The organism is Pseudomonas sp. Sample_9 (assembly GCF_004307535.1).
In the GTDB taxonomy this organism is placed as follows: Bacteria; Pseudomonadota; Gammaproteobacteria; order Pseudomonadales; family Pseudomonadaceae; genus Aquipseudomonas; species Aquipseudomonas mercuritolerans.
This window is the reverse complement of the sequence record NZ_RAZO01000319.1, coordinates 40,376-54,379: the sequence shown is the minus strand read 5'-3', so window position 1 is coordinate 54,379 and position 14,004 is coordinate 40,376. Positions and strand designations below refer to the sequence as shown.

9 protein-coding genes and 1 pseudogene are annotated in these 14,004 nt (G+C 60.1%); 5 read left to right on the top strand and 5 right to left on the bottom strand.

Annotated elements, in window-relative coordinates:
• The 4 genes and pseudogenes from D6877_RS17760 to D6877_RS17745 all read left to right on the top strand — a co-directional run.
• Positions 1-867, top strand: a pseudogene (locus D6877_RS17760) (deoxyguanosinetriphosphate triphosphohydrolase); the annotation flags it as partial.
• 385 nt (positions 868-1,252) lie between these two features.
• On the top strand, positions 1,253-1,879 hold the full coding sequence (locus D6877_RS17755) for a response regulator transcription factor (protein ID WP_041478434.1): 627 nt from the start codon (positions 1,253-1,255) through the stop codon (positions 1,877-1,879).
• Between the two features lie 8 nt (positions 1,880-1,887).
• Positions 1,888-5,532, top strand: coding sequence for a transporter substrate-binding domain-containing protein (locus D6877_RS17750; protein WP_130911603.1), 3,645 nt, complete (start codon positions 1,888-1,890; stop codon positions 5,530-5,532).
• 49 nt (positions 5,533-5,581) lie between these two features.
• Positions 5,582-8,527 (top strand): HD domain-containing phosphohydrolase, encoded by a 2,946-nt coding sequence (locus D6877_RS17745; RefSeq protein WP_130911602.1) that lies wholly within the window; start codon positions 5,582-5,584, stop codon positions 8,525-8,527.
• Here D6877_RS17745 and D6877_RS17740 read toward each other — a convergent pair whose 3' ends face one another.
• Together D6877_RS17740 and D6877_RS17735 are read right to left on the bottom strand one after the other, a co-directional pair.
• Positions 8,528-9,010: a GAF domain-containing protein gene (locus tag D6877_RS17740; RefSeq protein ID WP_016770850.1), complete on the bottom strand. Its 483-nt coding sequence runs from the start codon at positions 9,008-9,010 to the stop codon at positions 8,528-8,530. It lies immediately after the preceding gene.
• Complete coding sequence (locus D6877_RS17735) at positions 9,007-9,897, bottom strand: ATP-binding protein (protein WP_130911601.1); 891 nt, start codon at positions 9,895-9,897, stop codon at positions 9,007-9,009. The genes D6877_RS17740 and D6877_RS17735 overlap by 4 nt, the downstream gene beginning before the upstream one ends.
• A 165-nt stretch (positions 9,898-10,062) precedes the next feature.
• On the opposite strand from D6877_RS17735, the gene D6877_RS17730 reads away from it, so the two are divergent.
• Positions 10,063-12,384 carry a response regulator gene (locus D6877_RS17730; RefSeq protein WP_130911600.1) on the top strand — a complete coding sequence of 774 codons (2,322 nt, stop codon included), beginning with the start codon at positions 10,063-10,065 and terminating at the stop codon, positions 12,382-12,384.
• Here D6877_RS17730 and D6877_RS17725 read toward each other — a convergent pair.
• The 3 genes from D6877_RS17725 to msrB all read right to left on the bottom strand — a co-directional run bounded on the left by D6877_RS17725 (position 12,368) and on the right by msrB (position 13,809).
• Entirely contained in the window at positions 12,368-12,826 is a 459-nt protein-coding gene (locus tag D6877_RS17725) for a MarR family transcriptional regulator (protein WP_130911599.1), read from the bottom strand. The genes D6877_RS17730 and D6877_RS17725 overlap by 17 nt on opposite strands.
• Positions 12,823-13,308: a glutathione peroxidase gene (locus D6877_RS17720; protein ID WP_016770854.1), complete on the bottom strand. Its 486-nt coding sequence runs from the start codon at positions 13,306-13,308 to the stop codon at positions 12,823-12,825. The genes D6877_RS17725 and D6877_RS17720 overlap by 4 nt, the downstream gene beginning before the upstream one ends.
• A gap of 105 nt (positions 13,309-13,413) precedes the next feature.
• The gene (gene msrB / locus D6877_RS17715) at positions 13,414-13,809 is read right to left on the bottom strand and encodes a peptide-methionine (R)-S-oxide reductase MsrB (protein WP_130911598.1); all 396 of its coding nucleotides are present in this window, start codon (positions 13,807-13,809) and stop codon (positions 13,414-13,416) included.
• Positions 13,810-14,004 lie beyond the last annotated feature (195 nt).

Genomic DNA, 14,004 nt, shown 5'->3' with positions numbered 1-14,004 from the left:
GGCTTTCGCGTGCTGACGCAGCTGGAATATCACCAGTTCGACGGCGGCACGCGCCTGACCTACGCGACGCTGGGCACTTACCTGAAGTACCCCTGGACCGCGCGCCATGCCGACTCCCTCGGCTACAAGAAACACAAGTTCGGCTGCTATCAGAGCGAGCTGCCGCTGCTCGAACAGATCGCTCACAAGCTCGGTCTGCCGCAAATCGAAGACCAGCGCTGGGCACGCCATCCATTGGTCTACCTGATGGAAGCCGCCGATGACATCTGCTATGCGCTGATCGATCTCGAAGACGGTCTGGAAATGGATCTGCTTGAATATGCCGAGGTCGAGTCATTGCTGCTCGGCCTGGTCGGTGACGACTTGCCGGAGACCTATCGCCAGCTCGGCCCGCAGGATTCCCGCCGGCGTAAACTGGCGATCCTGCGCGGCAAAGCCATCGAGCACCTGACCAACGCGGCAGCGCGGGCGTTTGTCGAACAGCAGGATGCCCTGCTCGCCGGCACGCTGCACGGTGATCTGGTCGAACACATGCATGGGCCGGCAAAGCGCTGCGTGTTGAACGCCAAGGACATCGCGCGCAAGAAGATCTTCCAGGACAAGCGCAAGACATTGCATGAAATCGGCGCGTACACGACGCTGGAGATCCTGCTCAATTCGTTCTGTGGCGCCGCGCTGGAGCAGCACAACGGCCGCACGCCGTCGTTCAAGAGCCGGCGCATCCTCGATTTGCTCGGCAATAACGCGCCGGATCCACAGGGTTCGTTGCACAGTTCGTTTCTGCGCATGATCGATTTCATCGCCGGCATGACCGACAGCTACGCCAGTGACATGGCACTGGAAATGACCGGGCGTTCCAGTCATTGAGCATGCCGCATTCAGCCGACCGTTGATCTGGCCGGCTGAATTCCCGCTGAGTTTCCTCGCCACGTATCGCAATAACGCGCTTTTGATTCTGGTCAGATTCAGCTGCGCTGACCCATGCGACCAATAAAACAAACTGCACTAATTAAACACGACCTTAAACACCAGCAAATAATCGGAGATCAATAATAGCTCTTGGATAATTTCCATCTTTGGCCAATTGCATACTCGTACTTCCTTACGTCAAACCTAATTTCAACGTAGTCCCTTTCCTCATTACGCGTAGGATTAATCCGATAACGTAGTCGCGACACTACCAGTCAATGCGAGTGCTCATGCATCTGAGCTAAGGTGCGCGCTTTATTCATGCTTGCATGGGACTCTTTTTATGAACTCCGTTTTTATTGTGGACGATCATCCGGTAATCCGCCTCGCCGTGCGAATGCTTCTGGAACATGAAGGCTACAAGGTCGTCGGTGAGACCGATAACGGTGTCGACGCCATGCAGATGGTCCGAGAATGCATGCCCGACCTGGTCATCCTCGATATCAGCATCCCCAAGCTGGACGGCCTCGAAGTACTGGCCCGCTTCAACACCATGGGTTCGAATTTCAAGATTCTCATACTGACGGCGCAGTGTCCTACGCTGTTCGGTATCCGGTGCATGCAATCCGGCGCATCAGGATATGTCTGCAAGCAGGAAGACTTGAGCGAACTGGTCAGCGCAATCAAAGCGGTACTTTCCGGTTACAACTATTTCCCCAGCCAAGCGCTTAATCCGGTGCGCAGCGACGACACTCGATATGCTGAACTTGAATTATTCAAATCCGTCAATGACCGCGAATTGATGGTATTGCAGTTATTTGCCCAAGGACGTACCAACAAGGAAATTGCCAAAGGCATGTTTCTGAGCAACAAGACCGTCAGCACTTATAAAAAGCGCCTGATGCAAAAACTCAAAGCCAGATCCCTTGTAGAACTTATCGAGATGGCCAAACGCAACGCACTCGTGTGAGACTCCGCATGCCCAGCCGTGTAAAGGACTACCTGATCGCCTTGAGCGCTGTTTTCTATCTGAGCGCCAATGCCTTCGCCACGCCAAGCGCTTCACCGGATTACGCATTGCTCAGCCGCTCGGCCAGCGAGGCCGTTCAAACTGTCTTGCTGCCGTCACAACGGCAATGGCTGCAGACTCGCAGCGAACTGAAACTGGGTACCTCCGCACCTGATTACCCGCCATTCGACATGACCGTCAGTGGCCAGGACTACGAGGGACTGACCGCCGATTACGCAGGGATTCTTGGTCAGGCCACCGGTTTGCCGATTCGCGTGCAACGCTTTCCCTCGCGCGAGGCTGCAATTCGCGCCTTGATCGATGGCCAGATCGACCTTCTTGGCACAGCCAACGGCTACGAAGCAGGCAATGCCAATCTCGCCCTCTCCAGACCTTATGCGGTCGATCAGCCGGTGCTGGTGACGCGCGAGGATGACGCCCGCTCGTTAACCGAAGGCCTGGCAGGCCTGCGCCTGAGCATGGTCTATCACTACCTGCCGCTGCCCGAGATCAAGGCGCTGTATCCCAAGGCGCTGATTACTTGCTACCCCTCTTATCAGAACGCAATCAACGCCGTCGCCTTCGATCAGGCCGATGTGTTTCTCGGCGATACCCTCTCCACCCATTACATGATCAACAAGGGCTATCTCAACAACGTCCGCATGGCCAATTTCGGCAAACAGGAAGCGCAAGGCTTCAGCTTTGCCGTAAGGCGCAGCAATCCCCAGCTGCTGGGCATCATCGACGCCGTGCTCACCGCGGTGCCAAGCGCCCAGCGCGACGACATCGCCAAGCGCTGGAGCGCTGGCAGCGACATGTTGCTGACTGACAAAAAACTGCAACTGACCCAACGCGAACAGGCCTGGCTCAAGCGTCACCCCATCGTCAGCGTGGTGGTCAATGAAGCTTACGCACCGTTGACCTTCTTCGACAGCGCCGGCAATTTTCGCGGCATCAGCGCCGACCTGCTCGAGCTGATCCGCTTGCGTACCGGCCTGCGTTTCGAGGTTCAGCGCAGTCGCAACGATGCGGAAATGATCAGGCAGATCGACAACCACAAGGCTGATCTGATCGCCGCCCTGCTGCCCAGCGCAGAACGTGAAAAAAACCTGAGTTTCAGTCGCCCGTATCTGGAAAACTCCTATGTGCTGCTGACCCGCAAAAGCGCCGACAGCCCCACCAACCTGGCCCAACTCAAAGGCAAGCGACTGGCGATCGCTCAGGGCAATCCACTGGTCGCTTACCTCCACGAGAATTTTCCGGGCATCGAACTGATCGAAACCCCCGACACCTTCAGCGCCGTGTCGATGCTCGCCGACAACCACGTCGACGGCGCCGTCAACTCGCTGGTGATCGCCAACTATTTCATCTCCTCGCGCATCTTTGACCGGCCACTGCAAATCACCACCACGATCGGCACCAGCCAGGCCGCCTTCTCCCTGGCAACCGCCCGTGACAACACCGAGCTGGCCTCGATCATCAACAAGGCGCTGCTGAGCATCGCTCCGGAGGAACTCGGCGTGATCAACGGCCGCTGGCGCGGTTACTCCACCGCGTCCCAGAACATCTGGCAAAACTATCAGCGCCTGTTCTATCAGGTGATTGCCGCCGCCGGCCTGATCCTGCTGCTGTTGTTGACCTGGAACGCCTACATGCGCCACCAGATCAAACAGCGCCAGGCCGCCGAGCGTGCGCTGAACGATCAGCTGGAGTTCATGCGGTCGCTGGTCAACGGTACGCCGCACCCGATCTATGTCCGGGATCGACAGGGCCTGCTGCAAAGTTGCAACGACAGCTATCTCGAGGCGTTCAACGCCAGACGCGAGGACATCATTGGCAAAGATGTCATGCAAGGCACACTCGGCAATGCCTTCGAAGCGCAGGCGTTCCAGGCCGATTACCAGAGAGTCATCGCCGAAGGCACTCCCTTGATACTCGACCGCCCCCTGCACATCGGCAACCGCCGTTTGACGATTTACCACTGGATTCTTCCCTATCGCGACTCCAGCGGCGACGTTCAAGGCATTATCGGCGGCTGGATAGACATCAGTGAGCGCCGCCAATTGTTCGAAGAGTTGCGCGCGGCCAAGGAGCAGGCGGACGAGGCGAACCGAGCCAAGAGTACCTTTCTGGCGACCATGAGCCACGAAATCCGGACGCCGATGAACGCCGTGATCGGCATGCTCGAACTGACCCTGCGCCGCATTGAACCGCAGCACCCCGATCGCGCTTCGATCGACACCGCCTACCATTCGGCCAAGGATCTGCTGGGGCTGATCGGCGATATTCTGGACATTGCGCGTATCGAGTCCGGGCGCCTGAGCCTGTGCCCGGAATGGATCAATCTGGTCGATACGGTGACGTCCGTTGCACGCATTTTCGACGGTCTGGCCCGACAGAAAAACCTCGCCTTGCAAGTCGTCTTCAACCCGCCGCACCCGGCCGTGGATGTGTATCTGGATCCGCTGCGCTTCAAGCAGGTGCTGTCCAATCTGGTCAGCAACGCGATCAAGTTCACTGAGTCTGGCCACGTGCGGATCAGCCTCGACCTGATCTCGTCAGACGCTGCTGGTCGAGCATTGATGCAACTGACCGTGCAGGACAGTGGCTCAGGCATCAGCGCCGAAGATCAACAGCGCTTGTTCGAGCCCTTCTCGCAGGCGAGTAACGGCAGTCAACAGGCAAAAAACGGTGCCGGCCTGGGCCTGGTCATCAGTCGCAATCTGTGCGAAATGATGGGCGGGCAACTGCAGTTGAGCAGCCAGCCCGGTATCGGCACTCAGGTCTGCGTCTCGTTGCCGCTGGACAGCGTGCCGGTGAAAGCCAATCCGCCGAAAAGCGAACCGTTGATCAAGCCATCGGCAACGCCGCTGCATGTACTGGTGGTCGACGACCATCCGGCCAACCGTTTGCTCATGTGTCAGCAACTGGAGTTTCTCGGCCATCGGTTCAGCATTGCCGAGGACGGCTGCAGCGGTCTGGAACGATGGAAGGCCGATCATTTCGATCTGGTGATCGTCGACTGCAACATGCCCTTGATGAACGGCTACGAGATGACCCGCGCCATCCGCCAGCTTGAACTGCAAAATCGCCGCCGGCCGTGCACCGTGCTGGGTTTCACCGCCAATGCCCAGCCCGAAGAAATCCAGCGCTGCAAGCTTGCCGGCATGAACGACTGCCTGTTCAAACCGTTGAGTCTGACGTTGCTCGGGCAGTGGATCGACGGCATCACGCCGGCCTCATCCGCGTTGGTATTCGACCTGCAAAGTCTGAGCCTGCTGACCGGCAACCACCCGGCGCAGACCCGCCGCATGCTGGTTGAATTGCTCAAAAGCAGCCGCCTCGACCGCGAGGAACTGCTCAGGCTCTCGCCCGAGGATGATCGCGAAGCGCTGGCAGTGGTCGCGCACAAGATCAAGGGCGCCGCACGCATCGCGCAGGCATCACGGTTGATCGAATGTTGCGATGCCCTTGAGGAAGCTTGTCAGCAAGCGCTCGCGTCAAAGGAGATTGCCCGCCGCTGGGCGGCAACCAGCCAGGCCATGCTCGAACTGGAGCAAGCCTTGCAGGATCAATTGACCCTGGCCGATCAAGGCACAGTGAGCGAGTCTTAACTATGCTTGGGCGCTGAGCAGTGAGTTAAACATTCATGGAGAGCCTGCAATGCACAGCCCACTGCGCCCCGAGCAACGCCGGTTGCCGCTGCACGTGCACATCAGCGTCATGTTCACCTTTCTCCTGTTGCTTACGGGCGTGGTGCTGGGCCTGTTCAATTACCACCAGACCACGCAGATCATCCTGTCGAGCAGCGAAAAGCTGTTTGACCGCATCGAACAGGATGTACGCCTCGATCTGCAGGCAACCTATCAGCCGATCCGCAACCTGCTGAGCCTGCTGGCGGACACCCCGGCGGCCCAGGCCAGCGATCTGCAACAACGCCTGCCGTTACTCAAACCCTTCAGCCAGTCGCTCACCGATAACCCGGCGCTGGCGTCGCTGTATCTGGGTTACGCCAATGGTGATTTCTTCATGGTGCGCGCGCTGCGCACGCCGGCTCTGAAGGCACAGCTTCAGGCGCCGGAAGCGGCGGCCTATCAGGTCTGGAGCATCGAGCACGAGCCGCAAGGCACCGTGCGCTCGCAATCATTGTTCTTCGATCAGGCCCTGACACCGATCAACCGCCGCGAACATTCCGAAGAGCCATACGATCCGCGCAGCCGGACCTGGTTCAGCGACGCCCTGCAAAAGGCCGGGCAGATCACCACCGAGCCCTATGTATTTTTTTCGACCCACAATGTCGGCACCACGCTGGCCCGGCGCAGCGGCGAGAATGCCGTGATCGGCGCCGACCTGACCCTCGCTTCGCTGTCGACCGCCCTGGGCAAACATCGGGTCACGCCCTCGACAGAGATCGCGCTGTACGACACCGACGGCAACGCCGTGGCCTACCCCGACAGCCATCGCCTGATCGTCGATGACCGCACTGCGCGTCTGGCCAGAGCGGCCGATCTCAGCCCAGAGCTGAACGCGCTGCTCAGCTCCGACAATATCGGCAAGCGTCTGCTAGTAAACGACCGGCAATGGATCGTCGCGCGCACCAGCATCGAGGAAGGCGGGCCGAAAGGTCTGCAACTGGCGCTGCTGGTACCGGAAGACGAATTGCTGGTAGATGCTTTGCGCATGCGCTGGCAAGGCGCGCTGATCACCTTGGCCATCCTGTTGCTGTGCCTGCCATTGGGCTGGGTGATTTCGCGGATTCTGGTCAAGCCGCTGCATGCCCTGGTCAAGGAAGCCGACGCGATCCGCAGCTTCGACTTCAGTTCTCCGCTGGCGCGCCGCTCTCCCGTACTGGAAGTCGATCAGTTGAGCCTGTCGATGGCGCGGATGAAAGAAACCCTGGGCAGTTTCTTCCGCATCACCGACAGCCTTTGCGCCGAAACCCGTTTTGCCCCGCTGCTCGAACGCGTGCTGTTCGAAACCGTGCAGATCGCTCAGGCGCAGGCCGGTCTGATCTACCTGCGCGAAGCCGACGGCGCGCGCATGGAACCTTACGGGCTGGTGATCAATGGCGTGCCGCAGGCGCTGGAGGCGTTCGACATCCAGGGCCGTGAGCTGCATAAAAACACCGGGCCGGCCTGGTTCGAGCAACTGGCCAGCGCCAACAATACTGTCAGCCATCTGGGCTTCGATCAGGCCGGCGACTTGCAGAAAATCCTCCTGGCCATGGACTCACCGCGCATTCACCTGATCGGGATCCGCCTGCACAACCAGCACGACGAAACCATCGGCCTGCTGATTCTGCTGGTCAATGACAGCGGCGCGCCGAGCGATCTGGAAAAGCTGCGGCCCGACCGTATCGCCTTCTTGCAGGCGGTGTCCGGTGCGGCGGCGGTAAGCATCGAAAGCCAGCGCCTGCAGGCCCGGCAAAAACAGCTGCTCGACGCGTTCATTCAACTACTCGCCAGCGCGATCGACGCCAAGAGCCCGTATACCGGCGGGCATTGCCAGCGGGTGCCGGAACTGACGCTGATGCTCGCCCAGGCTGCCGCCGCCAGCGAGGCGCCGGCGTTCAGCGCCTATCAGCCCAGTGAAGATGAATGGGAAGCCCTGCATATCGCCGCGTGGCTGCACGATTGCGGCAAGGTGACGACGCCGGAATATGTGGTCGACAAAGCCACCAAACTCGAAACCATCAACGACCGCATCCATGAAATCCGCACCCGCTTCGAAGTGCTCAAGCGTGACGTGTGGATCAACTACTGGCAGACGTTGGCGAGTGGTGCTGATGAGGCTGCGCTGGCCCGCGCACGTGATAGTGAACTGCTGATGCTCGACGACGACTTCGCCTTTGTCGCCCGCTGCAATCTCGGTGGCGAGGCCATGGCCGAGGCTGATCTGCAACGCCTCGACCAACTGGCGCAACGCACCTGGTTGCGCACTCTCGACGATCGCCTTGGTGTGTCATGGGAAGAAAATCGCCGCCAGGCAAAAACGCCTGCACCTAGGCTGCCCGTCAGCGAAAGACTGCTGGCCGACAAGCCCGAGCATCTGATCGAACGCAACAAGAACGAACTGATCCCGGAGGACAATCCCTGGGGCTTCAAACTCGATGTGCCCACGTACAAATACAATCGCGGCGAGCTGTACAACCTGAAGATCGCCCGTGGCACGCTGACCCGCGAAGAGCGCTACATCATCAATCACCACATGGTGCAGACCATCATGATGCTCAGCCACCTGCCCTTCCCCGGCCACCTGGACAGCATTGCCGAGATCGCCGGCGGTCATCATGAAAAAATGGACGGCACCGGGTATCCGAAACGGCTGAAACGCGAGGAGATGAGCCTGCCGGCGAGGATGATGGCGATTGCCGATATTTTCGAAGCGCTGACCGCCGCCGACCGCCCTTACAAGAAAGCCAAGTCGTTGAGCGAGGCGCTGGGAATCATGGCGACCATGTGCCGTGAAGCGCACATCGATGCTCCGTTGTTTGGCCTGTTTATCAACGAGGGGGTGTACATGCAGTACGCGACGCGGTTTCTCGATCCCGCGCAAATCGACAGCGTGGATACGGCCAGCCTGTTGCACAAGGCTGGCCTCAGCGGTTGATCAGCAGTCGGTCAGGCGCAGGAAAATCGCCGCCAGTTGCTCGATGCCGGCCTGATCTTCGGCGCCGAAACGCGCCAGCTTCGGGCTGTCGAGGTCGAGCACGCCGATCAGTCGACCGTCCTTGACCAACGGCACAACCAGTTCGCTGTTCGAGGCGCTGTCGCAGGCGATGTGACCCGGGAAAGCATGCACATCCTCGACGCGCTGGGTTTGCAGGCTGGCAGCAGCCGCGCCGCAAACACCGCGCCCGAACGGGATGCGCACGCAAGCGATCTGACCCTGGAACGGGCCGAGCACCAGCTCTTCGTTGCGATTGAGGTAGAAACCGGCCCAGTTCAGATCATCGAGCTGGTTGAACAGGAACGCGGAAAACTGCGCGGCATTGGCGATGAAATCGCGCTCGTCCGCCAGTAGCGATTCCAGTTGCGCAGCCAACATACCGTAGCCTTCGAGGCCCTGGCCGCTTTGTTGCAAATCAATCATGCCTTGTGCTCCAGCAATTTCAGTCCCACCCAGTAGCGGGCGAATTGATACGCGCAACGTCCGTTGCGATTACCGCGGCCGGTGGCCCAGCGCACGGCGAGGATGTCCAGTGCTTCGTCGCGCTGCCAGCTCAGGCCGGCCTTGGCGGCCAACTGGCCGATCCAGTGCTCGACGACATTGAGAAAATGTTCCTGGGTAAACGGGTAGAACGACAGCCAAAGGCCGAAACGGTCCGACAGGGCGATCTTGTCTTCCACCGCTTCGCTCGGGTGCAGTTCGCCGTCGACGCGCTTCCAGTTTTCGTTGTCGCTTTCCTTTTCCGGCACCAGGTGGCGGCGATTGGAGGTCGCGTACAGCAAGACGTTGTCGGGGGCCTGCTCGAGCGAACCGTCGAGCACGCTTTTCAGCACGCGGTAGTCGCCTTCGCCGGATTCGAACGACAGGTCATCGCAGAACAGCACGAAACGTTGCGGCAATTTGGCAATTTGCTCGACCACGCGTGGCAGGTCTGCCAGGTGATCGCGTTCGATTTCGATCAGACGCAGGCCGGCACCGGCATGCTCGGCCAGCAACGCACGCACCAGCGAAGACTTGCCGGTGCCGCGCGAGCCCCAGAGCAAGGCGTGGTTGGCCGGCATGCCATCAAGAAATTGTTGCGTGTTGCGCCCCAACTGCTCCAACTGCCGGTCCACGCCGATCAGGTCGGACAGACGCATGTCGAGGCTGACTTCCAGCGGCAACAGGTAGCCGCTGCGCCCGTCACGCTGCCAGCGCGCCGCCAGGCAAGTGGTCCAGTCAATGACAGGGCGCGGTGCCGGCAACAGTGGTTCGATTCGCGCCAGAACCGACTCGGCGCGCTCAAGAAAAGCATTCAATCGGGAATCCACGTCTTCTCCTCGGGCACTTTCACAGTGATGATGACGATCCAGCGACGACACACAGATAAAATCGCCTCAGCAAGCCTTGTTACAAGGCGATTCGGGAACCTCGGTATCCCTGCATGATCGACTATGCTTGAGCAGCGAAGGGAAACGGAAGTGGTTCAACAACCCATGGATATCAAATTCACCCACCGGCTGTCTTACAAGCAAGCCAGGCTTACCGTGCTGGTCGGGTTCATTCTGGGCACCCTGCTCAGTCTGCTGCAGATCGGCATCGATTATGCCAGCGAAGACGCTTCCATCAACCGGGAAATCCTCGCGCTGCTGGAAATCAGCCACAATCCGGCCTCGCGCATCGCCTATAACATCGACGCCGAACTGGCGCAGGAACTCACCCTGGGCCTGCTGCGCTCGCCGGCGATCATCGCCGCGCAACTGATCGACAACAACGATACCGTGCTGGCCAACGTCAAACGCCCGGAACTGCAGAGCAGCTATCGGCTGATCAGCGACTTCCTGTTCGGCGCCAAGCGTCATTTCGAAGATCGCCTGTACCTCGACCACTTGCCCAACGAATCCCTCGGCGTGCTCAAGCTTGAAGTCGACACTTATGCCTTCGGCAGCCGCTTCCTGCGCCGCGCGGAAGTCACTCTGCTCAACGGTTTTGCCCGCAGCCTGCTGCTTACCGGGATCCTCCTGGCGCTGTTCTACGTGATGCTGACCAAACCACTGGTGCGGGTCATCCGTGAACTCAGCGGCCGCGACCCGCGCAGTGCCGAGCCGACCACGCTCGAGTGCCCCGCCGGCCACGGCAACGATGAAATCGGCGTGCTGGTCAAAGTCGCCAATCAGCAGTTCGAAAACATCGCCACAGAAATCCAGCAACGGCGCACTGCGGAAAACCGCCTGACCGAATACCTCGCGCAACTGGAAGACATCGTCTCGGCGCGCACCGCCGAACTCAAGGCGATCAATGCCCGCCTCAGTCAGTCCAACGAAGAACTTGAAGTGGCACGCCGCACGGCGCTGGACATGGCCGAAGCGCGTTCGGCGTTTCTGGCCAACATGAGCCATGAAATCCGCACGCCACTCAACGGTCTGCTGGGGATGATCGCGCTGTCGCTGGACGGCCCGCTCAACGCCGAACAGCAGCAACAACTGTCGATCGCCCACGACTCGGGCAAGGTGCTGGTGGAACTGCTCAACGATATTCTCGACCTGTCGAAATTCGACGCCGGGCAACTGGAGCTGGAAAACATCCCCTTCGACCTCGGCTCGCTGATCGAAGACACCGCCAACCTGCTTTCGCAGAATGCCGCTCCGAGCGTCGAGCTGACCTGTCTGATCGAGCCGCACTTCCCGGCGCTGGTGCTGGGCGACCCGACGCGGGTGCGGCAGATCGTCAGCAACCTGCTGTCCAACGCGCTGAAATTCACCCGCTTCGGTCGCGTCGATGTGCGTCTGTCGGCGCACAAGAATGGTGTGCGCATCGAAGTCTGCGACACCGGCATCGGCATCGCCCAGGAAGCGCAGGTGAAAATCTTCCAGCCGTTCACCCAGGCCGGCGCCGGTATCACCCGTCAGTACGGCGGCACCGGGCTGGGACTGGCGCTGACGTATAACCTCTGCGAGGCAATGCAGGGTCGGCTGACCATCAGCTCCGAAAGCGGTTTCGGCAGCCAGTTCTGTGCAGAGCTGCCACTGCCCTGCCACACTCGCGCCCTCCCTCCGCAGCCGTTACGTGGCAAGGTCCTCGCCATTACTGCAGCCAGCAGTGGCCTGGCGGAATTGCTGAAAAGCCTGTTGCCGGTGTGGGGCCTGGAATACACGCAGCGCACCATCGATGATTCCCTGCTGGGCCTGAATCCTGACGTCCTGATCACTGATTGCCCCGAGTGTCTGTTCGGTTTGCGCCCGAGCATCACCGCGCCGATTCTGCTGGTGACTGCCTACGGCAGTTTTCTGCCCAGCGAAGAAGCCGCCGCCCTCGCCCCCTTGCAGCAGCAAGCCCGGCCGCTGGCGCGCAACGCGCTGTACCAGCATCTGCGACGGATTCTGCAACCGGAGGTCGCCGCCCTCACCGAAGCGCAAGCGGACGCCTCGCCGTCCGCACGTCGGGGCAAGGTGCTGCTGGTCGAGGACAACCCGGTCAACCAACTGGTCGCCAAAGGCATGCTCGGCAAGCTTGGCTGCGATGTGGTGGTGGCGGGCCATGGCGCCGAAGCATTGGATCAGCTGGAGTTTGCCGACTTCGATCTGGTGCTGATGGACTGCAACATGCCGGTGATGGACGGCTATGAAGCCAGTCGGCAAATTCGCCAGAGCGGGCGCTGGCCGAATCTGCCGATTGTTGCGCTGACCGCCAATGCCATGTCCGAGGAACGCGAACGTTGCCGTGCGGCCGGCATGAGCGACTATCTGGCCAAACCGTTTCGCCGCGAAGAACTCGCCGCGCTGCTCGACCAGTGGATGCCGACTACGTCAGCGCTTTGATTTGCCCGAGCAAATGATCGAGGCCGGCGCGCAAGTCGTTGAGCCGGTCAAGATCAACGCCACTGTCGCAGAGCAGGCGCCCTTTCAGTGGCCCAACCTGCTCGCGCAATGCTTGCCCTGCTGGCGTCAGGCTCAAATGCACTTCGCGTTCATCCCGCGCCGAGCGCCGACGCTGGACCAGATCGATCTGCTCCAGGCGCTTGAGCAAGGGCGTCAACGTGCCCGAATCCAGCGCCAGACGTTCGCCCAAGGCCTTGACCGTCGGTTGCTCCGGCGCCGCGTCCTGCCATTCCCACAGCACCAGCATCGCCAGATACTGCGGGTAGGTCAGGCGCAACTGATCGAGCATCGGTTTGTAGGCACGAATCACCGCCCGCGAGGCCGCGTACAGCTTGAAGCACAACTGGTTGTCGAGCTTCAGCGAATCACCCGGCTGACTCATTTCAGCAAAGCTTCGATCTCGCCGCTCAGGTCCTGCGGTTTGGTCGTCGGGGCGAAACGCTTGACCAACTGGCCATCCTTGCCGATCAGGAACTTGGTGAAATTCCACTTGATGCCCTGCGAGCCGAGCAGGCCCGGGGCGCGCTTCTTCAACTGCACGAACAGCGGGTGAGCATCGGCGCCGTTGACGTCGATCTTCTTGAACAGCGGGAAGCTGACGCCGAAATTCAGTTCGCAGAACTCGCTGATGGCGCCCTCATTGCCCGGCTCCTGTTTGCCGAACTGGTTGCAAGGGAAACCCAGTACCACCAGCCCTTGATCCTTGTAGGTCTGCCAGAGTTCTTCGAGGCCCTTGTATTGCGGAGTGAAGCCACACTTGCTCGCGGTATTGACCACCAGCACCGCTTTGCCGGCGAAATCGGCCAGGGTCTTTTGCTCACCCTTGATGGTAGTGCACGGGATATTCAGCAGGTTGTCGCTCATCGGTCGGCTCCGCAATGGTGAGGAAGGCGCAAACATAACGAGCAATTGAATCGTGCGCAATCTAATTGCTCGATAAAAAAGGCGACGCAATGTCGCCTGTTTCGGTTATTCGCGGGGCTCGAGGTTCAGGCACACCGAGTTGATGCAATAACGCAGGCCGGTCGGTGGCGGGCCATCCGGGAACACGTGCCCCAGATGCGCATCGCAGCGCGCGCACTTCACTTCAGTGCGGATCATGCCGTGGCTGGTGTCGCGGATTTCGGTCATCGCGCTTTCGCCGATCGGCTGATAGAAACTCGGCCAGCCGCAGCCGGAGTCGAATTTGGTCTTGGAGTCGAACAGCGGCTCGTTGCAGCAGACACAGTGGTAGACACCGTCGGTTTTGGTGTCGTTGTATTTGCCCGAGAACGGGCGCTCGGTGGCACTCAGACGGCAGACGTTGTACTGCTCGGGGTCGAGCATGGCCTTCCACTCTTCCAGGGTTTTCTGCAACTTTTCCATCATCACACCTCAGCGGCTGAAAAAGCCCGATCTGTACCTTTTCCACGGATCGGGCGGCACGTATGATTGCGCCTCGTCACGCGCCAGTCTGGCAGCCAGACCGGGCGCATTCAAACGGATTCTGAGCGCAAAAGCGCCAGACCTCCGCCTGTGCGAAGACGCAGCAATCCCAGTACGGTTGTCCATTTGCCGCCT

Excerpts from the sequence above, each read along its gene's own strand:
- msrB (WP_130911598.1), bottom strand. The coding sequence starts at position 13,809 with ATGGAAAAGTTGCAGAAAACCCTGGAAGAGTGGAAGGCCATGCTCGAC.
- D6877_RS17720 (WP_016770854.1), bottom strand. The coding sequence starts at position 13,308 with ATGAGCGACAACCTGCTGAATATCCCGTGCACTACCATCAAGGGTGAG.
- D6877_RS17725 (WP_130911599.1), bottom strand. The coding sequence starts at position 12,826 with ATGAGTCAGCCGGGTGATTCGCTGAAGCTCGACAACCAGTTGTGCTTC.
- D6877_RS17755 (WP_041478434.1), top strand. The coding sequence starts at position 1,253 with ATGAACTCCGTTTTTATTGTGGACGATCATCCGGTAATCCGCCTCGCC.
- D6877_RS17750 (WP_130911603.1), top strand. The coding sequence starts at position 1,888 with ATGCCCAGCCGTGTAAAGGACTACCTGATCGCCTTGAGCGCTGTTTTC.
- D6877_RS17740 (WP_016770850.1), bottom strand. The coding sequence starts at position 9,010 with ATGATTGATTTGCAACAAAGCGGCCAGGGCCTCGAAGGCTACGGTATG.
- D6877_RS17745 (WP_130911602.1), top strand. The coding sequence starts at position 5,582 with ATGCACAGCCCACTGCGCCCCGAGCAACGCCGGTTGCCGCTGCACGTG.
- D6877_RS17730 (WP_130911600.1), top strand. The coding sequence starts at position 10,063 with ATGGATATCAAATTCACCCACCGGCTGTCTTACAAGCAAGCCAGGCTT.